The following is a 26994-nucleotide window of genomic DNA, read 5'->3' as shown; positions in this document are numbered from 1 at the left end:
GGTACTGACGGTACAAAAAAGGATTAACAGAATGAATATTAAAACAAATTATAACTTGGAGGCTGTCATGGTAGAGCGCGTAATCATCATCGACTAATTGTTTTTATTGTAGTGGCCTGAGGTGTTGAACACCTCAGCCCTATCTTTTATTAAGGAGGAAAATATGATTGAGGAAAAAACGCAAGGTGATTGGGGTAGTATGCTCAATGAGTATTATCAACTTACCAGACACCCATTGCCAGGCGAGTTAGATTTCTGGAAAGGGCAGATCAGTAAAGGGGATTCGGTGATTGAAATTGGTGCCGGGCAAGGTTTCATCACAAAACACTTAGTTGAAAAGCAACCGAGCCAGCTTTTATTGGTCGAGCCTTGTGAGTCATCAGCACGGTATCTAGAACCGCTTTCCAAGCAAACCAAGTTCATTGATATTTCATATGACCTATTTGAAACATGTGAAAACCTGCGTGTATCAGATTGCATCTTATTTCCATATGACTCGTTACCCATGGTGAATTTTGACTCATATGATCAGTTTTTTGCCAAAATCAGAGATAATTTAACGGATAGCGGTAAATTTGTATTCCATATTAGTACAAAAAAGTGGAACGAAGAGTACATTAGCAAGTTTGAAAAGACTTACCGTACCACTAAAACATTTCCTTCTGGCCGTAATGTGACCATTCTTGCATGGGCCGAAAAACATTCAGATAGCGGCTACACCAAATTCTTCTGCTTTATTGATTGTGAAACCCGTGAGTCCGAATACTATCAGATGACTACTAATATCATTGATGAGCAATTTGTTCAGTCAATGTGCCACAAGCATCAACTGTCTATTTCTGATGTAAAAACATCATTTGATGGCTTGCCTGGAGAGGATGATTTGGTGATCACCTTAACCAAACAAAGAGCGGCATCATGAATGCAGATATCATCAAAAAGAGAAACTTCTTCTTATTGTGGCAAGGCAGCTTGGTCAGTTTTATCGGCAGTCAATTGCATTTGATAGCCTCACTGGCGTGGTTGAAGTCACACCCTGAATATACCTCCGCGATCCCGCTTTATTTAATCGCGGCTTCGTTACCGATCGCATTAATGGGATTGTTTGGTGGCGCGCTGGTGGATCGCAGTTCAAGTAGAAATGTGGTTATATTTGGCGATCTTATATCGGGTGTATTAGCTGTGTTACTGGGCGCACTGTTTATATTTTCAGACTTGTTTGCCAAGCAATGGTTATTGATGGCATTAATTTTAATTACGATAGGAATTGGGGTGTGCCAGTCACTACACAAACCTGCCACACTTAAGCTTATCAAACTCACTGTCGCTAAGGATGAATTGTGTGATGGGCATGCTTGGTATGAGTTTTCAAATCGTATTTCAGCCCCTATCGGTCATGCAATTGGTGGTTTTTTTATTACGATTGTGAGTTTTGGTGCGTTATATCTGGCGAATGGACTTAGTTTTATTGCATCAGCCTGGAGTGAATCAAAGATATCGCGTTCACTAGAACAAGATGATAAAGCCAATGAGCAGAAAAAATTGAGTCTGAAAGACGTTTTTTCTGGGATCGGTAAAATATTAAATAACTCACAGTACAGCGGAATTAAATCTATTGTTTTGTTGGTTTTCATGTTGAATATATTTGTTGCGCCTATACCTGCATTAATGCCATTTTTGGCAGTAGATATATTAGGCATGGAAATTAATTGGATTGGTTACTTGTTTTTTATTTTAGGTCTTGGTTTATTTGTTGGTGTATTAATTTCTAGTAAAATATATAACAAAAAAATGCTCGGCTTTTGTATTGAGGATTTGCAGATATTTATTATGTGTAGTGCTTTTTTGTTGCTGTATTCTGCAAGCAATTGGGTCGGTGTTGGGTTTGGGTTGTTTTTGGTTGGTTTGATATCTAGCTCGTTAAGTATCCACCTAACAACGCGATTGCAAGAAATGATCCCTGTGGATGCTACGGGTGTGGTAATGGGGTTTATTGTTTCAATGGCATACATCTGCACACCTTTGGCACTGTTGGGTGTTGCAATTGCGCTTAAGTTGGTTACACCTCAAGCACTTACTTTGTTCTTTTTATTTTCTGCGTGCTGTTTAGGTGTGTACATCATCATAAAAACAGTAACAAACCGAACGGATTGGATTGGGGGATCTGAAAATGCCAAAAATTAATGTCATTGCAGCAGGTGACTGTTTTATCAATAGAGATCTACCCAAAGGCACTGAGTTTGAGCAGTTGGCTAGGTTTTTTAACCAAGCAGATGTACGGTTTTGTAACTTTGAGTCCACCTTATGTGACACGACGAATACATTGTTTCCAGCAGCCAGTTCCGGAGGGACATGGGCTCAAACTCATCACCGTATTTTAGATAACTTATCTGCTTTAGGTATAAACACCTTGTCTTTGGCCAACAACCATATTATGGATTATTCGCATGCTGGGTTGCAGATGACGACAAAGCACCTTGTCGAGCGGGGATTTAAAGTGGCTGGAGCGGGCAACAACCTCAGAGAAGCTGCTGCGCCTACCTACCTTGAAACACAAGGGGGGCGAGTGGCGATGGTTGCAGCAACGACAACCTTTCATGATCATAATCGCGCAGGTGAACAAACGCCTGACCTGTCGGGGCGTCCAGGTTTAAACCCGCTGAGAGTAGAAACTGTACATCAGATATCTGCTGATGCCTTAGCGGTGCTGAAGCAGATAGCGCAATCTACAGATATCAATGCCGAGCTGGCCTATGCCGCGCAAAAAGGCAGTCTCATTAGTGACGATCCGGATCAGGTATTTTATTTTGGAGACTATGACTTTCAGCAAGGGCCAGAAAGTAAAAGTATCCATACTCTCAATGCCCATGATGTCGAGCGTATCTTCCAGTCTATTGACGAGGCAAAGAGCCAAAGTGATCTCGTTATGGTGAGCTTACACTCTCATCAAATGAAATTGGGAGATGCACATACCCCCCCTGAATTTTTGCAGCATTTTGCTCGCCAGTGTATTGAGCGAGGCGCACACATCTTTCTTGGTCACGGCCCGCACCACAACCGTGGAATGGAAGTGTATCAGGGTTGTCCAATCTTTTATGGATTAGGCAATTTTATATTCCACAACTTGACTGTCGCCAAGCAACCTTGGGAGATGTATGAGCTACTTGGCTTAAGACATGGGAATCGAGTGACAGATGTATTGGATCGGCTCGATGGCAATGGTAGCAAAGGGTATAAAAAGCACCGTGAATATTGGACTTCATTCTTACCGGTGTGTGAATTTGAGCATGGCAAGATGACGAGTCTTAAGATTTATCCATGTGACCTTGGCGAAGGGGAGCACAGGCATACGTTGGGTACGCCTAGGTTGAGTTCAAGCCTAGCGAGCTTAGAAATGTTTGCACAACTTTCCCGTCAGCTGGGTACAGAGTTACAATTTGGTGAAGACCACCTAACTGTTTCAATATAATCATCAATAATACAGATGGCATTGCAGTGCCATCTTTTTCTTTGTGATCGATATCATTCCTGATAAATATTTCAGTTACTTTACATGTTGCTTTTATGTTAAATTTATAGTGTGCTAGGAAGATAACACTGAGGGAATATCATGTATCAACGACCACTTATACAATCACTTAGTTTATTGATACTAAGTATGTTTATTTCTTTTAATGCGTATGCAGAAAAGCAAGTGATGGTCGCAGAGGTAAAGGATTGGCAGCAGGGCGCTACAATACCACTTTGGTGCCACGCTCGAGCACTTCATAAATTTCACATTACCAGTCATAGCGAAGCGCAGCTCAAGTGGATTAAGCCTCGCGGCAGTTATGTCGAGCAAGGTGAAGTCATCGCACTACAAGACGCTTATTACCTTGCCAAACAAAAAGAACTTCTGGAGCTTGATTTACAAACTGCCAAGTTAACCTTCCAACTAGAGCAAAGCGAGTATCAGCGGCTTCAGGATTTAAGCCGAGATCATACGTCTGAACAGCAGCTGATGTTGAGAGCAAATAAGGTTAAAGCTGCTCAATTGGCAAAGCATCGACTGAAATCACAACTATCAGTGATCTCGCATAAAATTGAGAAACTTAGCCATACGGCACCAATTTCAGGGCAGATCATCCAAATTGATGCCCAACCAGGGCAATTTCTTAGCCAAGGGGAGCTGTTAGCTATCATTGAGCCGCAACAAGCCCAAGAGTTGAGTTGCGATATGCCAATGCACGCGTATCAGGCAATAGGAGGGGGCCAAGGTTTAAAGCTCGCAACCTTTAATGCTGTAGGGCTGAGCGCAATGCACTTTTTGCGAGGCAGTAAAATATCGTCCGAAAATAAGCAAGTCGTAAATTTTATCCTCGGATACGATATGACTCCAGAGGTTGGGCTACTGGTGGGGGAAAGTAAAAAAGTTCACATCAGCATGGAGCAGGAAAATTTAACTCAAATTCCGCATGATGCATTGCAAATAGACTCCGCAAATCAATTTGTATGGCGTTTAACGAATGGTGTTCGTGTTGAACGGATCAAAGCTGAGGTGGTATATCACCTGCGCGATCAGGTTGTTGTCAGGTCTGCGCTCAAAGTGGGTGAAAAAGTCGTGACTGTAGGAAAACAAGGCTTGAATGAGCAAGATCTTGTCGAGGTCTCTGAATGGAATGCTGGAGCCTTAACTCAGGCTCAAAGGGAAATTGATCAACTATGACAACACCACGACCTTTTATCCAATCTGAGCAGGTGATCCGAGTTATTTTGTGTTTGGCACTGATGTCAGTAGTGATTGCTGGCTATCAGGTTTTCTCGCTTAAAAGCGCTTTACTCCCACCCATCGAAAAGCCACGTATAACTTTGCATACTAGTTGGCAGGGGAAGGGGGCCGATGAAATCGAGCAAACTCTAGTGACGCCTTTGGAACAACAATTGCGAAGTTTAAATGGCTTGAATCGGATCGAGTCAGTGGTATCAGAAAGCTTTGCAGCCACAGAGTTATTTTTTCATCCGGGGAGCGATCTTGATCAACTGTATCTAGAGGTATTGTCGCAAATTAATCAAGTACCAAATTGGCCAACGCAAGTGCTACCTCCGCGTGTGATCAACCAGTCTTCTGGTGCGAATTTGACCCTGGCTTCGGCTATGTTGTATGGCGAACAAATGCACACCAAACAAGACTATATTCATGTGATGGAGAAAATTATAGAGCCAGCACTGGCCAAGGTTCAGGGAGTTGCACGTATTGAAACTGGCTTTAATAGTACTGAGCAACGCATTGATATTCGATTTCAGCCGCAACAATTGACCCAATTGGGCTTAACCACTCAAGATATTGCAGCGGCATTGACTGCACTAAAAGATCAGTCAGGCGGTCAAATGGTAATTGGTTCCCATGATTACAGCTTGCACTTTAACGGGCAAGTACCACTGGAGGAGCTGGGTAATGTGAATGTCGCTGTGCGTCAGGGGCATGTGATCCAATTACACGAAATTGCCAAGATAGTGCGTCGGCCTGCATCGCCATGGGGTTATGCGGCGTTTAAAGGTAAGCGCGCGTTTTATTTTACTCTTGAGCCAGGTGCAAATATAGATTCATTGGCCACCATGGCAGAGGTAAAAGCGGTTTTTGAACAGCTTAATGACGATGTTTTACCACGATACGGCATGCAATTGTCATTGAGCCGTGATGACGCCAAATCTATTAATTCCGCTTTGCTGCAAGTCTATGGCAACTTATTACTTGGTATTGCACTGGCAGGCATGATGTTGGTGCTATTCTTTGGCGATTTGAGGTCTGTCGGCTTGATCATGCTTGCCGTGCCTGTGTGTTTGTCTCTGGTTATATTGGGGATGAAAATAGGAGATTTTAGTCTCAATGTAATATCTTTGGCTGGCATGGCATTGTCAACCGGTTTGCTATTGGACGCAGCCATTATTGTGATTGAAAATATAAATCGTCACCTAGCTTCAGGCAAAGCTGTGCATATGGCTATTGCACAGGGGACACGTGAGGTTCGAGGTGCCATTGTCTCTTCTACGCTATCAAGTATTCTGGTGTTCATACCTATGGTTATGATGGAGTCGGTAGAAGCACAATTATTTGTTGATTTGGCTTTTACTGTGTCCAATGCATTGTTGGCTTCAGTCATCGTTGCGCTGGTGGTTTTGCCTGCGGTGGCTCGATATTTTCTACGTCAGCGGCCCGTTCTCAAAGCTACCCGCAAAGATGTAAATGTAAGGTGGCATAGTGCGCCAATACATCACACAGGCGTGCGCCACGGTGTATTATTTTTAGGATTGCCTTTGGCCGTAGTGCTGAGCGTGGTGTGGTTGCCTGATTTTGATGTGCTCCCCAGTCCAAAGCAACAGAAAGTCAATGCTGTAGTGGTGTTTGAAGCACCACTATCTAGTCAAGCTGCTGAGCTGCAAATCGCGCAAAAAATTCAAGCGCGTTTACTGCATGCGCAACAAACAAAACTTGCGCCAGAATACGGCGCATATGGCATGTTTTGTAGTACTCAGCTGTGTCAGTTGTATTTTTACCCCGGTGATGACTGGGATATGAGCCGTTTTAGGAGCTGGCTAAAAACGGATATTTTGGCCGATTTACCAGGCACTGTCAGTTATGTGATGCAGGCCAAGTTATTGAATTTTGCCTTACCTGATAACCGCACTATTGAACTGCAATTGTCAGGTGCTGCACTACCTGAATTGCAGTCGATGGGAAAAACCTTAATGTCTCAGCTGAGAAGTTTGTATCCGCTTGCCAAAATAACTGAGAAGTCGCCTTTGTCTAATCATATGACACGCATTGAGTTCACAGTGCGACCGAATGCACTTGCACGTTTAGGTTTAACCAGAGCGACACTGAATGATTTTTTGGTCACGCTGACGGATGGGTTGTATTTAGGTCACTATTATACGCAAGGTGCATCCTTACCCATGTATTTAAGTGGTGAACAAGTAAAGGATGTCGACAGTTTATTAAACACCGCCATTTTGGTGCCCGATCATGGCTTGGTATACCTGCACCAATTGGTAACAACACAGATGGTACAGGTGCCATCAGAGTGGCTTAGGGTGAATGGCGATCAGGCTGTTGCATTAGCAATCGAGCCGCCCGAAGGAGTGGCGGTTGGTCCATTTGTGGAAAAAATGAAGGCGAGTGTACAAGCGCAGTTAAATCAGCTAGATCCGCAGCAGACGGTATTGGTATCGTTCCAAGGGAGTGCCGATAATCTCAGCATATTTCTGCGTGAGTTTCTGTTACTAATTTTGTGCGCGTTAGCCGTGTTAAGCGTGTTGTTGTGGTTAACACTTAAATCTTGGCAGCTCGCGTTAGCGGTTTTAATGAGTTTGCCTATGGCTTTATTTGGCGGTGTTTTGGCACTCAATGGAGTAGATATTGTTTATGGACAAAGCCTAGATATGATCACCATGATTGGGTTTATCATCTTGCTTGGTTTGGTCATCAATAATGCCATTTTGATTGCAGAGCAAGTACGCATTGGCCGGGCGAATGGATTAGCGCAAGCCCAAGCTATTGTATGCGCGATTAAAAACCGCAGGCGACCGATATATATGAGTACGGGAACAAGTATTCTAGGTATGTTGCCACTATTGTTAAGCCCTGCTGAGGGCGCTGAAATTTATCGCGGGTTAGGCGCTGTGATTGTCGGGGGAATGACGATTAACGCGATACTTGGCATGCAGTTTATGGCTGCCCTGTTATCGACGCCTTGGTTTGCAAATGCGAATATTGATAAACCCGCGAATCAAATTAAACAGGCGGTACAACAATAACGCCAAGTAAAAATGGTGCTGTGCTGGGGTCGCAAGTACAAAAAAGGCGGTTTGGAGCGAGCTCCAAACCGCGATTGTATGGGGCGGCTGGCCAAGTGCGGCTGGCTAAGTGCGACTGCTATTAGTGTGCAGGGCATGCACCGTTGCCGAGAGAAAAACACAAATCATCACCGTGGATTTTGTTAACACGACAAGCACCACCACCACCAAATGACGGACAGTCTGTACCACCACCAATTTGATCTGTGACATCAATAGGTAGACTAGCTTTTTTAGAAAGGGCTTTGAGCTGATGCTTTTTCAATGTTAGTTTCATTTTTGTATTCCTGCTGTTGGTTATTAATTAACCTAACTGTATATGAGGTATATCAGGAATTTAACTGACCGTTCTTACAGGTATAAATGATGCCCATTTTTTCCTTATATACAGGCGAACATTGGCTGGTGATTTGAGCTTTGAGTGATGAAGATGAGATAAAAAGGCCTTGCTTCCTTGCGAAGCCTATTAGGACACTCAGTACTAAATTATCAGCTTTGCTTTGATACAAAGCTGAGACGAAATAGCTTCCTTACTCATTCAATCCTTGAACGACAGATAGTGAGAGCTTGTGTCCTTGTCTTATGTTGACGCTCTTTTCTTATTATTATGCTGCTCTGTTATTGCTATATGCTGCGCTCCCAGGGTGGTAACCGCAGATTAAAGCAATCGAAGATATCTGCATTTGCTATAACAGAACCTCTGTTATTTCAATGAGGTAAATAATACTGAGTTTTTAATTGGAGGAAAGCCGTCAGTTATTACAGGTATACAAAAAGCAGGATTTGATCAATAAAGTTAGGGCTATCACGTGGTTATCTATGAAGAATTGAGAAAGCCTCCAGAGCCTATTCTTACGTAATATAAGAGCATGCGCATTTGCAAGGTTGTTAGAATGTGTGGCGATTTTTCTCACCATTTTATATCAATTCTTTGACGTAACTTATCTTTATGACTATCAATCTGGATAAATCGAGTTAAAATATCGGCAATAATTTCTGAACGATATTTCACCCTGCGATTGAGTTTGGTTGGGCACACGGAGTGACAACCTTAAAGTGAGAGGTATAAGTGAAGAAATCTTAAGCTCAAAAAAGGATTCATCACTGATGGCATTAAATACAGTTATTCTCGCTGCGGGTAAAGGTACTCGTATGCGCTCTAAATTACCTAAAGTTCTACACTCTATTGCTGGTAAGCCAATGGTTCAGCATGTAATAGATAACGCAACAGCGCTTGGCGCTAAGGCTACTAACCTAGTTTACGGCCATGGTGGTGAGCAGCTAAAAGCGCGTTTATCTCACAATCAGGTGAACTGGGTATTGCAAGAAGAGCAATTAGGTACGGGTCACGCAGTGGCTGTTGCCAAAGAGTATATAGGTGATGATGACACCGTACTGGTTTTGTATGGTGACGTACCACTGACTAAGCAGTCTACGTTAGAGAAATTGTTGGCAGTGACGCCTAAAGCAGGATTAGCTGTGCTGACAGTGACACTGGATAACCCAACCGGTTATGGCCGAATGGTACGTGAAAACGGCAAGTTAGTAGGTATTGTAGAGCAAAAAGATGCTTCGCAAGAACAACTTAAAATCCAAGAGATCAACACTGGAATTATGGCTGCCAACGGAGAACTGTTGAAAAAGTGGCTTGGTCAGTTGTCTAACAATAATGCACAAGGTGAATATTACCTCACAGATATTGTGGCAATGGCACATAATGAAGGCGTTGAGATCAATTCAACACAGCCAGATGATGAGATGGAAGTTGAAGGTGCTAATAACCGTGTTCAGTTGGCTGCTCTAGAGCGTGCTTATCAGGCACGTCAAGCAACCGAATTGATGATTAATGGCGCTAGTTTAGCTGATCCTGCACGCATTGATGTACGTGGTGAAGTGACTACCGGTGAAGATGTTGAAATTGACGTAAATGTCATTTTCGAAGGAAAAGTTGTCATTGGCAATGATGTACGCATCGGTCCTAACTGTGTGCTAAAAGACTGTACTATTGGTGATGGTGTAGAAATTAAAGCTAACTCAGTGGTCGAGGAAGCACAGGTTAAAGCCAATTGTACACTTGGTCCGTTTGCGCGATTGCGCCCGGGTGCCGTGATGGAAGAAAATGCCCACGTTGGTAATTTTGTCGAGATGAAAAAGTCACGACTTGGATCTGGGTCGAAAGCGAACCACTTTACTTACCTTGGCGATACGCAAGTTGGCGAGAAAGTGAATATTGGTGCTGGTACAATTACCTGCAATTATGATGGTGTGAATAAATCACAAACAATCATTGGCGATGGCGCATTCATTGGCTCAAATTCGTCATTGGTTGCCCCTGTAACTATTGGTGCACAAGCTACTGTCGCAGCTGGCTCCGTGATAACAACCACAGTACAAGATGAACAGTTGGCTGTTGCACGAAGTAAGCAACGAAATATTTCTGGTTGGCAAAGACCGGTAAAAAAATCGTAGCGATAAGATGAAAAGGGGAATTTATTTCCCTTTTTTTGTACCAGATTCCTTTCTGGATTCTAAAGTGATACATTAGCGTAGGGGTTAATTAATATTTAACAATAAAAACAATTAATTCGGGTGTACAAGTTATTATGGAAAATCTCTTTCGCAAAGAAGTACTTGAGAACAAGCGACACCGATTAGAAGGAGCTGTGAGCTTAGTTCAGCCACCTGTGTTTAAAACACTCACCTTTCTGATCTTATTTGTAGTGATCGTCAGCATTATTTACCTAACTTTAGGAAGTTACGCCCGTAAAGAGCGGGTTACTGGCGTTTTAGAACCCAATACAGGGGTATTAAGCATGGTTGCTTCACAGGAAGGGATCATTGCAGAAGTATTGGTTGAAGAGGGGCAGTTTGTTGCTGCAAATCAGCCCATCTTGCGTATTGCATCTGCCAAACACAGCACCCAAGCGTTAGAGCTGAATCAAACGCTACTCAATCAATATTCATTTCAATTGAAAAATCTTGAACGTTTAATAGCTCAACAAGAGCAACAATACCGCCTTGATTTGACCGAGTTAGAACAACAAAAAACGACAGCGCAAAAACGCTTAGTGGAATTAAATCATCAGTCGCAGACATTTACTAAGCGATTGGAGTTAAATGAGCAAATGGTGGGTCAAATCAGTACTTTAAAAGGTACTGGATATATTTCAGAGTTGGAACTGCAAAGACAAAAAGACACCTTATTATCGCTGCAACAGCAATCGTCGAGTATTCGCTCTGAAAAATTGAGTCTACAGGCGCAAATAGAGCAATACGATACGCAACTAGAAAAGCTGCCACTGCAACATGCAGAGCGTATCAATCAATTAAATTCGCAGCGTGCAGACATGGAAATCCAGCTTTCATCAGTCGAGCAACAGCGTTTAGGTGAGCTGAGAGCACCGAAAGCAGGCGTCGTGACAGGTTTATTAGCCAAAGTGGGGAAAAATGTAGTCACTGGAGAGCGTTTGCTCAGTGTGATCCCCGAAAACAGTCAGATGCAAGCGGTTATTTATGTGCCTACTTCAGCCTTTGGTTTTATAGAGTCGGGACAAGAAGCTAAATTGCGTTATCACGCCTTCCCATACGAAAAGTTTGGAATTTATGGTGGGCAAATAAAACAAATTAGTAACTCATTGATTTTACCTGAAGAAGCCATTGTTCCAGGCATGATAAGTGAGCCAGCTTATCGTGTCATCGTGACGCTATCTGAGCAAAATATACAGGCATATGGTAAGTCGACACCACTGCGACCTGGCATGATGTTGGATGCAGATATCATTATCGAAGAGCGATCACTGCTACGTTGGTTGTTTGATCCGGTATTTAGTATTAAAGGACAGCTATAGCTGCAATAACGATAATAAAAGGCTTTATATGCACCAGGAAGATAACTCACCGGTACAAAAATTACAGTTTTGGTCAAGGAATTCGCTACCGGTCATTTTGCAATCAGAGGCGGCTGAGTGCGGCTTAGCGAGTCTGGCAATGGTCGCGGCGTATCACGGTTACCACAGTGATCTCACAACACTGAGACAAAAGTTCAGTATTTCCATTGAAGGCGCAACGCTGCTCGATATCATGCATTTTGCAGAGCAATTGGAACTCAGTTCTCGACCTCTGCGCATAGAATTAGAAGATCTTGATGCGCTACAAACACCGTGTATTTTACATTGGGATATGAACCACTTTGTGGTACTCAAAAAAGCCAATGAAAAACGCATAGTGATCCATGACCCCGCCTCGGGCGAAAAAACTTTTACTCTTGAAGAGGCGTCAAAGCACTTCACGGGTGTTGCGCTTGAACTAACACCGACAAAGAGCTTTGAGAAACAAGAAAAGAAACCTAGTTTAAGGTTTGCCGACTTCTGGAGTCGGATAACTGGCCTTAAACGTTCTCTAATATTGATCTTTTTACTGTCTATTTTGCTGCAAGTATTTACCCTTGCCGCCCCCTATTATATTCAACTTGTCATCGATGATGTGGTTTTGACTGGTGATACCAATCTCTTAACAGTGTTGGCGACAGGCTTTTTCCTCGTACTGGTGTTTGAAATTGCTACCAATGCGCTGCGTGGGTTTACGTTGTTGCACTTTGGTAACCAAATGAATATTCAGCTGGGAGCTAATTTGTTCCATCATTTAGTGCGTTTACCTATCTCTTATTTTGAGAAGCGGCATATGGGGGATGTGGTATCACGTTTTGGCTCACTGCAACAGGTAAAACAGATCCTGACGACAGGCGTAATTGAAGCCATCATAGATGGTTTAATGGCCATTATCACATTGGCGATGATCTTCTTTTACAGCCCCACGCTGTCGGTAGTTGTATTGACCGCCGTCATTGCCTACGCGCTTGTGCGGATCGCCATGTATAAACCATTTAGGAATATTAGTGAGCAAGAGATCATGGCGCGAGCGGAGGAAAACTCAAACTTCATGGAAACCGTACGCGGAATTCAAACGATCAAGCTCTTTGGCTCGGAAGTGAAGCGTGAAGGACAATGGCAAAACCGCTATGCCAATGCAATTAACCAAAGCATTCGTCTGGGTAACTTCCAAATTGGATACGATGCCATTAACCGCGCGCTCTTTGGAATTGAAAACATCCTTGTGGTGTATTTGGCTGCGCATCTAGTACTAGAAGGTGGATTTAGTACCGGGATGCTCTTTGCGTTTATGTCGTATAAGCGTCAATTTATGGACAAGACAGCCAACCTTATTGAAAAGCTTATCGAGTTTAAAATGGTTGGGTTGCACTTTGATCGTATCGCAGATATCGCCTTGACTGACAAAGAAACGTTGCAGCCCGAGCAGCTTAAAAAACATGTCGTTGAAGGTAAAATTGAGCTGAAAAATATTTGTTTTGCATACTCAGATGCAACACCTGATGTCCTGCACAAGTTAAGTTTAGATATCGCACCAGGTGAGTCAGTAGCCATTACCGGCCCGTCAGGCTGTGGTAAATCAACGCTGCTTAAAATTATGCTTGGGTTAAATCAGGCTAAAAGCGGTGATGTATTGATTGACGATGTGCCGATTGATCAAATCGGGGCGCGTCAATACCGCCAGCAAATCGCGGCAGTGATGCAAGACGATGAATTACTATCTGGGTCGGTCGCGGACAATATTGCGTTCTTTGATACACCCATTGATATGGAACGTGTCGTGTATTGTGCGCAACTTGCTGCAATTCATGATGATATCAGTCAAATGCCGATGGGCTATGACAGCTTAATCGGTGATATGGGCTCATCGCTATCTGGTGGTCAAAAGCAACGTATTATTTTAGCGCGAGCGCTGTATAAGCAGCCCAAAATTCTCTTTATGGATGAGGCGACAAGCCACCTTGATACGTCTTTAGAGTCAGACATCAACGAAGCGGTTAGTCGATTGGATATGACTCGAGTGATCATTGCGCACCGCAAAGAGACGATTGCCTCAGCAGATAGGGAGATCCGATTACAAAAAGTACACGCGGAAGAGCTTGAAGCACAAAGCGAGTAGCTTGTTTTTGCGAAGTTCACCTATACCCAGAAAGCATTGCGTATAGGTGAAAGCAACAGGCTGCAGGAAACACATATAGATACAATATAAGCGGTATAAATGAGGATAAGAAGAACGCTCTCTATTGAGCTACCTCATGATTTAAGTTAGCTTTTATTGATACAAGAAAAAAAATAAAGATTTATTAATTAAGGAAGACCATGTCAGAGCAACTACTAATTACAGACAGCCAACGGCAGGAAATTGGTGACATCATCACTGTTCTAGCGCAAGAAGTCAGCCGTAATATTCAAACCGACACAGAATTAAAAAACGGTCTACTGAGCGGGCTTGCTGGACAACTTTTGTTTCTCTTTAAAGCGCATCAGTTGGATCCTAACTCCGTTGATGAAGCACTTTTCTCAGAGAAGCTGGAATTATTACAAGAGCAGTTAGCTGAGCAAAGCTTTGAGTTGAGTACGGGCCTTGCGGGTCAAGCTTGGGTATTAGAGTATTTGAATCAAGCGGATCAAGATGATTATGACGCCGAGTTGCTTGAAGATGTTGATGAGCTGTTTACACAAGCTCTAGATTACAACCCGTGGCCTGGTGAAATTGAAATGGTGCTGGGCTTATCTGGCTATGCGCCTTACGCTGCCAGACGTAGTAAGTACTCAGACCAAACTAAATTGTTCGATATTATTGTGTCTGGACTTGAGAGCACCGCGACGTATTTTGACAACGGTCACATCGCTTGGTCACAACCTAAAGAATCAGTATATCGATTTGATACTGATGACAAAGAGAAGCCTGAGTTCAATTTGGGGCTTGCGCATGGTGTACCTGGCATGATCGGGGCGCTCCTACCGGCACTGAAAGTCCCATCACTACAAGCGCGCGTTGCTAAATTGGTATCAGGCGCATGTGATTGGCTATTGGAAAACCAAACTGGGCACAATCATGCGCCTTCGTGCTATGGCTCATGTGCTGGCGAAGATGAGCCGAACTCGCGTTTGGGCTGGTGTTATGGTGACATCACGATTGCCTTGATACTGGCAAGAGCGGGTCAGGCGTTAGATCGCCCAAGCTATGTTGATCGCGCGCTGGAAATTGCCTTACATGCAACTAAACGAGACGCTAAAAGCGGCTATATCAATGATGCAGGGTTATGCCACGGATTTGTTGGGCTGGCACTTATCTTCCAAATTGTGAATCAATGCATGCCAAACCCGCAGTTAGTGAAAGCAACGCAATACTGGGTTGACTACAGCTTAAATGAATACCGTGAACGCGGACTTGAAGCTTTGTACTCGTTTAACGGCTTGACCAAAGAGCATGAAGTTGACTACGGCTTTTTAATGGGCTTTGCGGGCATAGGGTGTGGGCTAGTTAGTTTGTTAGATGACGATGTTAGTTGGACAGACTGTTTGTTGATGGTATAGGAGTACAAATATGTCTAGCAAACAATTAAAAAATGATAACTTTTTTGTAATACGTACACCGCGTTTGGCTTTAGAGCAGCTGGTGGCATTTGGCGATGAAAACCAAGACACAAACACGCTTTTAAGTGCGTGGTTGGCGACACCGGGTGTGGAAGAAGCGATTTATCTGGCCAGTCCTTCGCTGCTGGAACGCATCGAACAATGGCGCACTAAACCAGACTCTAAGCAGGGTAAAAAAGTCGCTCATGCACTGATTAAATACATGGTACGCATGTGTTCGCGCCCTACGCCATTTGGTTTGTTTTCAGGTATTCACCAAGGGAAGGTGGATAGCCAAACCACTTTAACACCAGCGTCGCACACTAAAGATACACGCAAAACCCGACTCGATATGTTTTATTTGTCGGCGTTAAAAGAACATTTTATCAAACATGCCTCTCGCTCAGATCACCTGACTTACAAACCAAATTCATCACATTATTTTATTGCTGAGCAGTGTCGCTATATTGAGACTTACTTGTCTGATGACACCATGCAGTATCGGCTGAGTGCCGTTGAAAGCGATGAGTATTTTAAGTTTGCGCTGGAATTGGCTAAGCCAGGTTTAAGTTTCAATGAACTAGTTACGCGTTTTCTTGCTCACTATCAAGAAGCGGATCAAGAAGAAGTTGAAAGTTATATTCAAGACCTGATTGATGAAGGTGTGTTACTGGCTGATATTCCACTACCATTGACTGGCGATTCACCAGATCAGGCATTACTTAAATCTATTGAAGGCATTAAAGAGCTGGATGCGGCAGATAAGCTCGCAACGGCACTGAGCCAAATAGAGCAACTTGATAACGCACGCAGTGGCGAGATCGCGCCGTATAAGCAGCTGTTGTCTCACCTTGAAAGCTTGCCGGTGAAGGCACAAGAAAACAAATTATTCCAAAGCGATATTTATCGCGAGTTTGAGCAGTGCCAAATTTCTGAAATGGAAATCAAGCGTGTGCAAAAGCAATTGGAAGTGATTGCTGGATTGACTATCACCAGCCCTAGTTCTGGTTTAAGTCAGTTTATGACGCAGTTCAATAGCCGTTTTGAAGGCCAGTTTGTGCCTCTAGATGTGATTTTAGACGATGAATCAGGCATCGGTATTTCTACCGAAACAGGTTATGAAGCACCGTTAGTGGCTGGGTTAAACTTGGCACGCAATGGTTCTAGTCAGGCGACAGCGCCTGAAGTGAGCATGATTGAAAACATTGTTGAACGCGCGCTGAGCTTACCTGAAAACCGGGGTAAAGATTGTGTGGTGTTGAAGAGCAAAAAGCTTAAAGGAAAAATAAACAACAAAGACGCAGTTAAGAATTTTCCATACTCTTTTGGCACCATGCTGAGCCTGTATCAAGATGATAGAGGTAACCCTGTTTACAAATTTAATGGTTGTTATGGTCCTTCTGCAGCAAACTTATTGGGTCGATTCTGCCACCTTGATGCGCAATTAAAAGAGTCAGTCACCGAGCATTTAGCGCATGAACAGTCACACAGTGAAGACGTCATTTTTGCAGAAGTGGTGCATATGCCTGAAGGGCGGCCTGGTAACGTGATCGCTCGACCGCACTTGAGACAATATGAAATTGTGTTTATGGCTGACAGTGCATTGAGTGACGAGTTCCAAATTCCACTCAGTGATTTACATGTGTGGGTTGAAGGTCAGAAAGTGAAGCTCTGGAGTAAGCGCCTAAATAAGCAAGTTATTCCACGTTTATCGAGTGCACACAATTACTCTGCGCGCAGCTTAAGTGCATACAAGTTCCTATGTATGCTGCAACACCAAGAGGGACGTGCGCCGCACTTTAGCATGCCATCCAGCACAGAGCGTGCTTCATTTGTACCTCGAGTGATGTTAGATAATCTGATCCTCAGTGAGAAGATTTGGCGTATTGAGCGTACAGAGTTGGAAGCGATAAATAAAAAAGGCCAATTCAATCGCCAGCAGCTTGACGAGTTAATGAATAAATATCAGTTGGATGCGCAAGTAAGCTTTGCTATGGCAGACAATGTGTTGCAGCTGGATTTACGCAACCCGGATATGTTTGCCATTTTATTGGGAGAAAGCAAGGGCCAAACGACAGTCGAGCTAAAAGAAGTATTGACGAGTGCTTATCGCTCTCGTGTTGTGGATAGCGCTGGTCACCATTATAACAATGAAGTGATAGTGCCGTTTTTCAACGAACATGCTGTGGTACACAGTCATTTCTCAGATGATCCTATTGCAAATATTACCGCTGCGCCGATCAAGCGTCGTTTTAGTGCTGGATCCGAGTGGCTTAGTTTAAAAATTTATTCAGGTAACTCATTGGTCGAACAGTTATTGACGGATGAATTATTACCTTTGATTGAGCAAAATGCAGAGCTATATGATAAGTGGTTCTTTATTCGATATGGTGATCCTGATTGGCATATTCGTCTGCGTTTCCATGGTGATCCGCAACTATTGTGTGGTCAATTGTTGCCGCGCTTAAATGCACTGCTTGATCCAAAAATTGAATCAGGAGAGCTTCACAAGGTTGAGCTAATGACCTACGAACGAGAAGTTGAGCGTTACGGTGGCCCTGAATCAATGAGCTTGGTTGAATCACTGTTTATGTTTGATAGCCGATTAATTGCTCAATCATGTGCATTAGTAGAAGAGTATGGTGAAGATATTCGTTGGCGCGTTGCGCTGGCATGCACCCATCGACTGTTGAGTATGTTTGAGTATACGGATGAAGCGCGTTTTACTTTGGTGAGTCAATTGCGTGAGGGTTTTGGTCGAGAGTTCAATGAAACCAGTACGTTGCGTAAGCAGCTGGGTAACCGTTATCGCGAATACCAAGAGAAGCTAGACGATGATTTTATCAAGTTAGTACCCGAACAGGCGGCTCAATGTGATGAAGCGCAATCTGCGATATTGAATATTTTAGAGCAATGGCAAAACAGTGCAGCCCCGGTGATCGAAGTTTTAAATCGTCAGATCACAGAAAAGCAACTGAATTGTACTCGAGATTCATTGCTGAATTCACTATTGCATATGCACAACAATCGCATGTTCAAGGCGTATGGTAGAGAACAAGAGCTGGTAATACACGATCTATTGCGTCGTAAGTACTTTTCCGCAGATAAAAAAGCATAATTGCGAATGTGAACGAAAAAGCGCTCACTTGAGCGCTTTTTTTGTGCTTTACATATAGGCACACTAAAGTTAAAGCCATGCAGAATAAATTACAGTCTAAAAAAATGAGGAATAAAATGATGAAAACTCTGCGTTGGTTGTTATGTTTGGCATGTATATACAACCCGTCTATTTGGGCGGGTGAGTTGGCAAGCGAACTTAAAGTGTTTAAGCCTTATTTGGGAACTTGGCAAGCCAGCTTTAGTATGTCGGCAGATGCGCCTGCAGTGCAAGATGTTAGTCGCTGGGAGCGCGCACTCAATGGAACCGCTATCAGAACATTGCACTCAATCAATTCAGGCGACTACGGTGGCGAGTCTTTGATCTTTTGGGACAAACAAAAGCAGTCTTTGGTGTTTTACTACTTTACCACCGCGGGGTTTTACACTTCAGGGCGCATTGAAGTGATCAACAAGTATGAGTTTGCGGCTTACGAGCAGGTTGTTGGCAATCAAAATGGTATTACCGAAGTCAAATCTACCAGTCGCTATGAAGATGGCAAATTTACTGTTGCAACTCAATACTTTAAACAAGGAAAATGGACACAGCCAGAAACCCGTACTTACAGGCCAAGCGATAAAAGCGTGGTATTTAAATAGTGGCAACTAAGCGATTATTTTTTGGAATTGGCTTGGCAAAAAGCGACGCTTTAGATATTCAAAGCTGGCTGGATCAGCATGTGAGTGCAAATAAAGCACCCACATTGATGCGCAACTGGCATCTGACTTTGGCTTTTTTGGGCCAAGTGGACAGCCGGCAAGAAGAGGTGCTGGTGGAGTTCGCAGAAACACTCGCTCCGCCGCCCTTTCAACTGCACTTCTCGCAAACCGGCTACTGGTCACACAACGGGATATTTTATTTGCAGCCCGATCACATAAATGCACATCAGTTATTGCAGTTAGCTGAGCCATTGCGACATTGCGCGGAGCAGCAAGGGCTGTATCGTAACCCCCATCCGTTTTCACCGCACATCACATTATTTAGAAGTGTCAAACCGACACCTCAGGTACACAGGCCTATCTTGCCTTTTTCTATTTCTGTGACGCAGTTTCACCTTTATCATTCGCATTCAATGGCAGATGGACTGCATTACACGCCTATCCACACATTTAAACTTAGCGCTTAAGCCACGCGAGTGCCTTGGTAAGCATAAAGTGACTTAGCTTTTGCAACATGCCGGTATGGCCACACTGTTTAAATAGGCGCTCTGTGGCTTGGTTGCGGGCTGTACTGACATGTTTTCGGTGACATTCTTTAGCGGCATCCTGCCAGTTTTCACTGCTGATGGCGCGCAATAAGTTGGGCCATGCTCGGCTCAAGTTAGGAGTACCTAAATTGTATGCCATGTCGAGTAGTGCGAGCTGAGCATTGGTTGGCATACGGCGAAAGGGGATATAACCATTTTTTGCACTAAATAGCGTTTCTAATTCCGCTTCAAACTCGGCAATCTTTTTCTCCAGTAGTTTGATGCACTCTTCATGTGGTAAGTAGAGTTTGCAATGTGGTTCGTACCAGCTGGCTAGCCGTCCTGGCTGGAGACGTGTGATGGTCTCAAATTCTTGGCACTTAAGTGCCCGGCTAGCGGCTTTATGCGTGGTCTTTTCTCGCAATGCTAATTTATTGAGCGCACTGGCGCTGGTGATATGAAAACCAGCGCCAAGGGTTACATTGCCCCGCGTATCAAGATACAAATGGGCAATGACTCCTTCATACAAACAAATATGTTTGGCTGCTTTTCTACGATTTACTGTATAGCGCTGGAACAATTCGCTACCTTTTTTACATCCGATGCTTTATTAACTATGTAGCATTGCTTGAGTAGAGAGCAATAGCAAGTATTTACTTCTATGTCATGGGCCATGTCGCCAATTTTCTCCCATAAACTGTTGTTAAACTGACTTCGCGCCATAGAAAACAGCACTAAATCGTTGCCATCGGCTAGCAGTGCATTATTGGGGTTACTGGTCACATACCAGCCAAACTGCTTCATGTAGTTGATGTCGGCATTGTCAGCTTGCGCCTCTTTGAGTGCAGATTGATATGCATTCAGATTGCAGCAGTCGTTTAGTAACTCGACTAAGCTGCCATACTGTGTGTCGCGGTAGGAAAAACTCATGGATTTGATCAGCGCGGGGCCGGTGCCAGAATTTTTGACTTTAACTGTCATATGCGCACGCTCTGCTTCAATATCATAATCACTGTAGCTGACCTGCAACCATGGCCATGTTTCTGCGTACAACTGCCTTTCAGCAGCAGTTACTTGCTCCTGTGCGGCTTTGGCTTGCATGTAGGTGGCGTAAAAGGAAGCCGCTGAGATTAAAATGGCACATAGCGCCAAGATACTGTTCATTTTTGAGCGTGATAAGCGCAATTTCAGTTTGGGCTTAGTGCTGGGAGGCTCAGGTATTTGGTCTGGATGAGAAGACATTATTCATTTCCTTTTGATGCGATCAGGGGGCAGCCAAAAATATGGTCAGCTGCTTGCCAATCTGCAATGTCGAGTCTGATAGTTCATTCCATTGCTTTAGCTTGTTTACCGAGACATTAAATTGCTTAGCAATACGCCATAAACTGTCTCCGGATTTGACGGTATAGGTGTAATGTTGATCTGCCAATACCGGCAATACAAGGCGTTGCCCTATACGTATGGTATCTGAGCGTAATTGGTTGAATGACTTTAATTGACTGACGCTGAGCTCATAATTGGCGGCAATGACACTGAGGCTATCACCACGACGAACTGTGTATGTTTGCCACTGGTTACTAGGCATGGTCGGTAGGTTTTGTGCATAAGCGGCCCACTCTTCGGTTTTATCTATGGGCATGATCAATCGATTGGGACCACCGAGCAAGGCCGGAAAACGCGCGTAGCCGGTGTTCAATTTAGCCAACATAGACCAGTTCGGATCTCTGTCTAAAATCGTCGCAGCAGGCAAAGAAACGACGCTGATCGCCGGTTGGTTTGCAATGGCTGGAAAGGGCATAAGCTGTTGTTTAAGCAATTGTGTTGCTGCGATGAGCTTAGGCACGTAATGACGCGTTTGGCGCGGTAGTTTAAGGGCAAAAAAGTCGGTTGATTTTCCCGCTTTACGATTGTTTTCAATAGCCCTTAAAACACGTCCTTCGCCAGTGTTATAGGCGGCAATAGCGTGGTACCAATTGCCATCAAAGCGCTTGTGCAAATAGGTCAAAAAATCCAGTGCAGCATTGGTCGAATCAATGAGGTCTTGACGCCCATCATACCAAGGGTTTATTTCAATACCATAATGTTTTGCAATCAAAGGCGTGAGTTGCCATAGGCCTGAAGCGTGTTTGTGTGAATAAGCCTGCATGTCAAAGTCGGTTTCAATCAAGGGCATCAGCGCTAACTCAATAGGGAGTCCACGTTTTTCGATTTCAGTGACAATATAGTACAGCAGCGGATCTGCGCGCTGGCTGATGGTATCCATATAGTTGGGATGTTGGAGGTACCAATTTACCCGAGTCAGTACCCGAGGATGACTTGATGGAGCGAAACTGATTTGCTGGCGGATCCGCTGCCAAACATCTTCAACCTGCATTGGCGCGATGGGAAACTCTGAAGCTACAGTCTCTTTGCTCTGCTCTGGTAAAGGAGTCGGCTCGATATGTAATTCTGGCAGAGAGTTTTGGCTATGAACTGTCAGGTCGTCTTGGGTGGATTGGCAAGCAGTCAGTGATAGTACCCAAGCAATAAGTAGCGATCGTTTAAGCATGGTGGCGCCGTATTGTTGTTATTTTTGTGGCACTATTTTATAAGTTAGTGAAATAAATACACAAGTTAAAAAAATTGGTACACCAAGCTTAATTTACATAGTTTCTGTTTATTTTTTGAACTAAACTGGGAGTGAGTGCGTTTAAGTAAGTAGTTCCATTTAGCAAGAGGTGTTTTTATGGATCGCACAGAATTGAAAGAGCAATTTGAGCATAGTTATATGGACCCTATTATTCTTAGCTATGCAGACTCCAATCATTATTTGGCTGGTGGTTTAGATGTATTAGGTAATTATCATCTGATCACAGACAAACAGGGTAAGGTAGTGACCTACAACTCATTGCGTGAAGCTGAGGTTGAACTGGCACATCTCGGTGCTACAGAAGCCACACTCGATATGGAAACTGCCTATGATGAAATGGTCGGCAGCATCAGTGATGGCCATTGCCGCTTTAAATTACCTTTAGTGCATTGACCTTAGTCGCTTAATGGGGCGCTATGCCCCAATCTACAATTGTCCCAGTAACGAAACGGCGACAACCGGGTCAACACGTTCATCAAAACGCCTTGTGCCTAGGTATGAGCCACTTCGATTATTTGCGTAAAAGTTTTGCACATAGCTGTACTTGGCCGTGTTGAGCGCAGTAACGGATATATGCATCCGTAAATCAGTGAATAGTAGATACTCTGCAAACGCATTTACTTCTATTTGGTCTTTTTCTATGTATATTTCGTCAACGTAATAATTGGTCTCTTTTTCTGGGATGTACATATCAAGCCCCCAGCTGTAGTGCTGCATATCTTGACGAAACTCGATATGAGCACTCTGGGGCGTAAGGCCATCGACTGGTCGACTGCCGGTGAGAGGGTCGTCATACTGAGCACGAGCATAATCATAGCTCACGCTCAATTGGCTCCCTTCAAGCCAGTTCTCAGTTTGCCAGGTCGCACTGAGTGACCCACCAAACTGACTCGCCTGGCCCGCATTGCCGATCATAGTGTCGCCATCGGGCAATTGTAGGTATTCATGTATGTCTTTTTGCCATTGGTGAAATACATTGAAATTCATCACTAGGGTATCGGCTAGGCGAATATTGAACTGGGTCGCCAACTCACTGTACTGGCTTGGTCTCAGTTGCAGGTTGCCAGATTGAGTGCGGTCGAATTCAGCATCTTGGCTCTGTACAAAGTCATCAAAATCGAGCTGATCTACGTGATGTTGAGCGGTAAAAATGACATCCCAATTCGATTGAGGGTCGTAACTTAATCTAGCTACAGGTTTGATAAAGCCCAAATAGGTTTTACTGCCTTGCTGAGCGCTACTGGATAACGTTGTACGCTCCGTATTTAAGCGAGTATACAATTGCCATTGATCGCTTAGTTCAGTGGTGATGGCTGCATAAGGTTGATAGCGTAACTCAGTGACTTGGCCTTGCTCAAATCCACCGTCGTAATAGGTTATTGCAGTTAATTGATTGCGACTGATTTCAATGCCCATTTCTGGTGCATAGTGCATGTTAGGCGCGCTAAAATTAAACTGTACTACTTGCTCTTGCTGAACCTTGTGCTGCTGATATACATCAGCAGTCGCGCTGTGTTGATATGTGACTTCATTGGCGTCGGTCACATTACGATTGTGCAGTGCAATAAATTGCCATTGACTATTTTGGCCGCTGTGTTGCCAGTTAACACTCATTTCATACTCAGATTCAGATAGATAGCTATCAAACTCCCAGGGAAGTTGCCGAGCATTGTTGCGACGTTGTGCTATTTGAGTGCCGTCATTTGTCGCTTTAATTGACAGGGCAAGCCGCGTGTCTGTGAGATTACGCTGACTGGTTAACGAAATTTGGCGGCTATTGAGCTTTTCAAAGAAGTCTTCATGACCATTCTCAAGCGTCTTACCGAGTTCATCGCGTTCATCATACAGTGATGTGGATTGATAGCGGTCATCTTGATAGTGCATATTGACCTGATGTTGCCACACATCTGCAGGTAACGAAATTTGTGTTGCTAACTCACTGGGTCGATAAGCTTGATAAGCTGACGTGAGTTTACTGCGCGCTTGCCAGTGTGCGCTGAGTTTAGGCGCACGGGTGATCACATTAACCAATTGATTAAATTGATTTGCAGTGCCAAAGGGATGACCGCTGTTGTATAGATGGATAGCGGCAATTTGGTCACTTGGCAGCTGTCTTAAAATATTCGTGAGCGACTCAGACTTAGAAACAGCAGCAGCGCCATTGATCAGCACATTGCCTGCGGCAGCACTGAGCCCACGCTGTGAGTTTGATTGCGATAAGGTAAAGCCAGGTAGTTGGTTGATTTTATCTAACGCATTTTGTCCATATAGGTTGTCGAGTGCCGAATCAGTAAATTGTATGACGGCAAATTGCTCACTGTGCATAGGCGGTATTTCTGATGCAGCAGAGGCACCAAAATAACACGCACCTAGGCAGTATACACTGAGTGAAATGGCCCGGTAGTTACGAAATGTCATGGTTGATTGAGTCCCTTGTCAACTTACTTGCTGAACTTATTTGAATAAATCAATCTATGCTAATCAATAACCTAGGGATAGCTGGTCGCTTTTTGGGACGAATGGACTGGTATTGTTCACTCGTCCCAAGTGGCGTGGGACGAGTGCCATGCTGGCTGTTAAGCTACATGTTTGAGTTTGGCTTTGAGCGCGGGCTTAAATGCCTTGCTCAGCGCAACGGTTTGGCCGCTTTTGAGTAATACCAGTCCGCTGCCTGAAGGCTTGATTTGAATACGCTCAATGTAATTCAAATTAACCAGATGAGAGCGGTGGGTACGGATAAATTGAGAGTTGGGCAGCTGCTGCTCAACTTGCTTTAACGTGATGCGTTTAAGGAAATGCTGATGCTCAGTATGCAGCTCAACATAATTGCTGGCAGAGTTAATATGGGTGATATCGGCATAACTCAATAGTGCGGTTTTGCTGCCTGCATCTACTTCAAATACATCGTGTTGTTCAGTTAAGTCTGTGCGTAAAAAAGTATGCCAAAGATAGCTGATCACGCCTAATACCAATGGATGCGATGGCGCGAAATAGAGCATGGTATAAGGGATCGGATCGCAAAGTACCAAGAAGTCAAAAATGGCTTGATAAGTCATTGAAATGCAGAGCATGAGCGAGAGGATGCCAATCAGTTTTTGTTTAGTTAAAAGCTTGGCGCCGTGGTATTGGCTGAGTAAACGAAATACGATAGGTGTCAGCACATACCAGATCCCCCATTCTTGTAAAGCCCATCCAGGTCGATTGTTGATCTCCTCAGCGGGTGGCATAGCCCAGTCGTAAAGTACATAGGTTGCTGTCATGAAAAAGATGAATGCACTCCAACCTGCACAGGAGATCAGCCATTCCTTTTTAAGTTGTTCAGTCATCATGTAACCCTAAATCAGAAACGCGGTAGTAGTTTACTAGAATTATTCTATTTGCCTATAAAAATGTGATGATATTTTAAGCAGCTTGTTTAACCAAATACACAGCGAAAACAGGCGCCTTTTGGACGATTTAAATAAATAAGCTCACCACCATGTTGAACCATTATCTGTCTCGATAGGCTGAGGCCAATACCTGAGCCTTGCTGTTTGGTTGAAAAAAACGGCACAAACATCATTTTGCTGGCTTGTTCACTGACGCCCGGACCATTGTCACTGATATCGACACACAGCTGACCTTGTTCGTTAACTAAGCTTGTTAGTTGGATTTTTGGGGCGATATGTGTGGTTGTGGTCATCGCTTCAATGGCATTTTTACCAAGGTTGATTAGAACTTGCTCAATTTGCTTCACATCGAGTGTGCACATGGTGTGTGTTGCACATGTCACCTCAAATTGCACGTCGGGGTGTTGAGCTGTAAACAACTGTTTTATCGAATTTAGCAGCTCATTCAGGTTTGTGGGCTGCAACTTGGGGGCAGGTAAATTACTCAATTGCCTAAACTCTTGTATAAACTCACTTAAATGTGTGCTTCTGGACGCCAAAGTCGTCAGAGCAAGGGATAAGTCTTGTTTGTCTTCCTGCTCATCAAATGTCAACCCCTCGGGAAGTAAGGTTAAGCAAGTTTGCGCCATAGATGCCAAAGGTGTAATTGAGTTTGCGACCTCGTGTGTCAGTACTTTGGTTAATTGTTTATACGCTTGCTGCTCTTTGGCATTGAGTTGTTCAGTAATAGGTTGCAGTGTCACCACTTTGTATTCTTGATACTGTACGCGCAAGGTACTTACTTGTATATACAGGGTGTCTGGCTGCTCTTTGTGTTGCCACGTAAAGGTGCCATGTTGGTTCGTATTGGCCTCTGAAATGAATTTATATACCTCGGCACTTCCTGCATTTAGTGATTTTAAATGTTTGATTTTAATTCCCAGCTGCTTACTTGCTGCGGTACTTTGCTCAATCACTTGCTCATGTTCATCACAGATCAACATCGGTAGATCCATATGATTGAACACCGCGTTGATAAACTGAACTTGTCGTTCGGCATCTATTTGCGCGGCTTGCATATGCGCTCGAGCTTGCTCGTAACTTTTGCGCAGCGGGTGAGCCAGCGGCAATCCGAGCGTGTGATCGCCATTGGCTAAAGCGCGAAACAGTTGCTCGGGATATCGCAATGTTTGTTGAAAGAGGCGACTGATCCAAGCTATTTGCATGATGGCAATAAGTAGCATGACCGCCGTAACTGCGCTCACGCCGTAATGAGTAATGGATAAATAAAGTAAAGCGCCACTAAACAGTAAACTGATTGTGCCAAGCATAGCTTTAATCTGTATATCCATATG

General features: G+C 43.9%; 20 protein-coding genes. 13 read left to right on the top strand and 7 right to left on the bottom strand.

Annotated features, from left to right (window positions below; all coding sequences use genetic code 11):
• The first annotated feature begins 163 nt into the window (after positions 1–163).
• From J8M00_RS22115 to J8M00_RS22095, 5 genes are all read left to right on the top strand, one after another.
• The gene (locus J8M00_RS22115; RefSeq protein ID WP_211012635.1) at positions 164–922 is read left to right on the top strand and encodes a class I SAM-dependent methyltransferase; all 759 of its coding nucleotides are present in this window, start codon (positions 164–166) and stop codon (positions 920–922) included.
• Positions 919–2184 carry an MFS transporter gene (locus tag J8M00_RS22110; RefSeq protein WP_211012634.1) on the top strand — a complete coding sequence of 422 codons (1266 nt, stop codon included), beginning with the start codon at positions 919–921 and terminating at the stop codon, positions 2182–2184. The genes J8M00_RS22115 and J8M00_RS22110 overlap by 4 nt, the downstream gene beginning before the upstream one ends.
• On the top strand, positions 2171–3469 hold the full coding sequence (locus J8M00_RS22105; protein WP_211012633.1) for a CapA family protein: 1299 nt from the start codon (positions 2171–2173) through the stop codon (positions 3467–3469). Before J8M00_RS22110 ends, J8M00_RS22105 begins: the two co-directional genes overlap by 14 nt.
• A gap of 189 nt (positions 3470–3658) precedes the next feature.
• Complete coding sequence (locus J8M00_RS22100; protein WP_211012632.1) at positions 3659–4705, top strand: efflux RND transporter periplasmic adaptor subunit; 1047 nt, start codon at positions 3659–3661, stop codon at positions 4703–4705.
• Positions 4702–7794, top strand: a complete 3093-nt coding sequence (locus tag J8M00_RS22095; protein WP_211012631.1) for an efflux RND transporter permease subunit — start codon at positions 4702–4704, stop codon at positions 7792–7794. The genes J8M00_RS22100 and J8M00_RS22095 overlap by 4 nt, the downstream gene beginning before the upstream one ends.
• Before the next feature lie 121 nt (positions 7795–7915).
• Here J8M00_RS22095 and J8M00_RS22090 read toward each other — a convergent pair whose 3' ends face one another.
• A complete protein-coding gene (locus tag J8M00_RS22090) occupies positions 7916–8110 on the bottom strand; it encodes a hypothetical protein (protein ID WP_211012630.1) in 195 nt (64 codons plus the stop codon).
• Between the two features lie 830 nt (positions 8111–8940).
• Here J8M00_RS22090 and glmU point away from each other — a divergent pair.
• The 7 genes from glmU to thpR all read left to right on the top strand — a co-directional run bounded on the left by glmU (position 8941) and on the right by thpR (position 19582).
• Positions 8941–10302, top strand: a complete 1362-nt coding sequence (gene glmU / locus J8M00_RS22085; protein WP_211012629.1) for a bifunctional UDP-N-acetylglucosamine diphosphorylase/glucosamine-1-phosphate N-acetyltransferase GlmU — start codon at positions 8941–8943, stop codon at positions 10300–10302.
• A gap of 134 nt (positions 10303–10436) precedes the next feature.
• Positions 10437–11681, top strand: coding sequence for an HlyD family secretion protein (locus tag J8M00_RS22080; protein ID WP_211012628.1), 1245 nt, complete (start codon positions 10437–10439; stop codon positions 11679–11681).
• Between the two features lie 28 nt (positions 11682–11709).
• Positions 11710–13839, top strand: coding sequence for a peptidase domain-containing ABC transporter (locus J8M00_RS22075; RefSeq protein WP_211012627.1), 2130 nt, complete (start codon positions 11710–11712; stop codon positions 13837–13839).
• A gap of 200 nt (positions 13840–14039) precedes the next feature.
• A complete protein-coding gene (locus tag J8M00_RS22070; protein ID WP_211012626.1) occupies positions 14040–15260 on the top strand; it encodes a lanthionine synthetase C family protein in 1221 nt (406 codons plus the stop codon).
• A gap of 10 nt (positions 15261–15270) precedes the next feature.
• Positions 15271–18417, top strand: a complete 3147-nt coding sequence (locus tag J8M00_RS22065) for a lantibiotic dehydratase (RefSeq protein WP_211012625.1) — start codon at positions 15271–15273, stop codon at positions 18415–18417.
• Between the two features lie 116 nt (positions 18418–18533).
• Positions 18534–19055, top strand: a complete 522-nt coding sequence (locus tag J8M00_RS22060; protein WP_211012624.1) for a hypothetical protein — start codon at positions 18534–18536, stop codon at positions 19053–19055.
• On the top strand, positions 19055–19582 hold the full coding sequence (thpR, locus tag J8M00_RS22055; RefSeq protein WP_211012623.1) for an RNA 2',3'-cyclic phosphodiesterase: 528 nt from the start codon (positions 19055–19057) through the stop codon (positions 19580–19582). The genes J8M00_RS22060 and thpR overlap by 1 nt, the downstream gene beginning before the upstream one ends.
• Here the strand turns inward: thpR and J8M00_RS22050 are convergent.
• From J8M00_RS22050 to J8M00_RS22040, 3 genes are read right to left on the bottom strand one after another with little or no spacing between them, the layout of a single operon-like run.
• Positions 19572–20222, bottom strand: coding sequence for a pesticin C-terminus-like muramidase (locus J8M00_RS22050; RefSeq protein WP_211012622.1), 651 nt, complete (start codon positions 20220–20222; stop codon positions 19572–19574). The two genes, thpR and J8M00_RS22050, sit on opposite strands and share 11 nt — an antisense overlap.
• Positions 20201–20884 carry a hypothetical protein gene (locus tag J8M00_RS22045; protein WP_211012621.1) on the bottom strand — a complete coding sequence of 228 codons (684 nt, stop codon included), beginning with the start codon at positions 20882–20884 and terminating at the stop codon, positions 20201–20203. Before J8M00_RS22045 ends, J8M00_RS22050 begins: the two co-directional genes overlap by 22 nt.
• A gap of 22 nt (positions 20885–20906) precedes the next feature.
• On the bottom strand, positions 20907–22190 hold the full coding sequence (locus tag J8M00_RS22040; RefSeq protein ID WP_211012620.1) for a LysM peptidoglycan-binding domain-containing protein: 1284 nt from the start codon (positions 22188–22190) through the stop codon (positions 20907–20909).
• 177 nt (positions 22191–22367) lie between these two features.
• Here J8M00_RS22040 and J8M00_RS22035 point away from each other — a divergent pair, with 177 nt between their 5' ends.
• Positions 22368–22664 carry a DUF6482 family protein gene (locus tag J8M00_RS22035; protein ID WP_211012619.1) on the top strand — a complete coding sequence of 99 codons (297 nt, stop codon included), beginning with the start codon at positions 22368–22370 and terminating at the stop codon, positions 22662–22664.
• Between the two features lie 33 nt (positions 22665–22697).
• Here J8M00_RS22035 and J8M00_RS22030 read toward each other — a convergent pair whose 3' ends face one another.
• The 3 genes from J8M00_RS22030 to J8M00_RS22020 form a co-directional block, all read right to left on the bottom strand.
• Positions 22698–24689: a hypothetical protein gene (locus tag J8M00_RS22030; RefSeq protein WP_211012618.1), complete on the bottom strand. Its 1992-nt coding sequence runs from the start codon at positions 24687–24689 to the stop codon at positions 22698–22700.
• A 158-nt stretch (positions 24690–24847) separates the two neighbouring features.
• Positions 24848–25597 carry a LytR/AlgR family response regulator transcription factor gene (locus J8M00_RS22025; protein WP_211012617.1) on the bottom strand — a complete coding sequence of 250 codons (750 nt, stop codon included), beginning with the start codon at positions 25595–25597 and terminating at the stop codon, positions 24848–24850.
• An 89-nt stretch (positions 25598–25686) separates the two neighbouring features.
• Complete coding sequence (locus J8M00_RS22020) at positions 25687–26991, bottom strand: sensor histidine kinase (RefSeq protein WP_211012616.1); 1305 nt, start codon at positions 26989–26991, stop codon at positions 25687–25689.
• Positions 26992–26994 lie beyond the last annotated feature (3 nt).

The organism is Pseudoalteromonas luteoviolacea, assembly GCF_018100925.1.
GTDB lineage: Bacteria > Pseudomonadota > Gammaproteobacteria > Enterobacterales > Alteromonadaceae > Pseudoalteromonas > Pseudoalteromonas obscura.
This window is presented reverse-complemented; position numbering and strand designations above follow the sequence as displayed.

Bases quoted from the DNA above. Each gene is read 5' to 3' on its own strand.
- J8M00_RS22115 (WP_211012635.1), top strand. From the start codon at position 164: ATGATTGAGGAAAAAACGCAAGGTGATTGGGGTAGTATGCTCAATGAG.
- J8M00_RS22110 (WP_211012634.1), top strand. From the start codon at position 919: ATGAATGCAGATATCATCAAAAAGAGAAACTTCTTCTTATTGTGGCAA.
- J8M00_RS22105 (WP_211012633.1), top strand. From the start codon at position 2,171: ATGCCAAAAATTAATGTCATTGCAGCAGGTGACTGTTTTATCAATAGA.
- J8M00_RS22100 (WP_211012632.1), top strand. From the start codon at position 3,659: ATGTTTATTTCTTTTAATGCGTATGCAGAAAAGCAAGTGATGGTCGCA.
- J8M00_RS22095 (WP_211012631.1), top strand. From the start codon at position 4,702: ATGACAACACCACGACCTTTTATCCAATCTGAGCAGGTGATCCGAGTT.
- J8M00_RS22090 (WP_211012630.1), bottom strand. From the start codon at position 8,110: ATGAAACTAACATTGAAAAAGCATCAGCTCAAAGCCCTTTCTAAAAAA.
- glmU (WP_211012629.1), top strand. From the start codon at position 8,941: ATGGCATTAAATACAGTTATTCTCGCTGCGGGTAAAGGTACTCGTATG.
- J8M00_RS22080 (WP_211012628.1), top strand. From the start codon at position 10,437: ATGGAAAATCTCTTTCGCAAAGAAGTACTTGAGAACAAGCGACACCGA.
- J8M00_RS22075 (WP_211012627.1), top strand. From the start codon at position 11,710: ATGCACCAGGAAGATAACTCACCGGTACAAAAATTACAGTTTTGGTCA.
- J8M00_RS22070 (WP_211012626.1), top strand. From the start codon at position 14,040: ATGTCAGAGCAACTACTAATTACAGACAGCCAACGGCAGGAAATTGGT.
- J8M00_RS22065 (WP_211012625.1), top strand. From the start codon at position 15,271: ATGTCTAGCAAACAATTAAAAAATGATAACTTTTTTGTAATACGTACA.
- J8M00_RS22060 (WP_211012624.1), top strand. From the start codon at position 18,534: ATGATGAAAACTCTGCGTTGGTTGTTATGTTTGGCATGTATATACAAC.
- J8M00_RS22045 (WP_211012621.1), bottom strand. From the start codon at position 20,884: ATGTCTTCTCATCCAGACCAAATACCTGAGCCTCCCAGCACTAAGCCC.
- J8M00_RS22040 (WP_211012620.1), bottom strand. From the start codon at position 22,190: ATGCTTAAACGATCGCTACTTATTGCTTGGGTACTATCACTGACTGCT.
- J8M00_RS22035 (WP_211012619.1), top strand. From the start codon at position 22,368: ATGGATCGCACAGAATTGAAAGAGCAATTTGAGCATAGTTATATGGAC.
- J8M00_RS22030 (WP_211012618.1), bottom strand. From the start codon at position 24,689: ATGACATTTCGTAACTACCGGGCCATTTCACTCAGTGTATACTGCCTA.
- J8M00_RS22025 (WP_211012617.1), bottom strand. From the start codon at position 25,597: ATGACTGAACAACTTAAAAAGGAATGGCTGATCTCCTGTGCAGGTTGG.
- J8M00_RS22020 (WP_211012616.1), bottom strand. From the start codon at position 26,991: ATGGATATACAGATTAAAGCTATGCTTGGCACAATCAGTTTACTGTTT.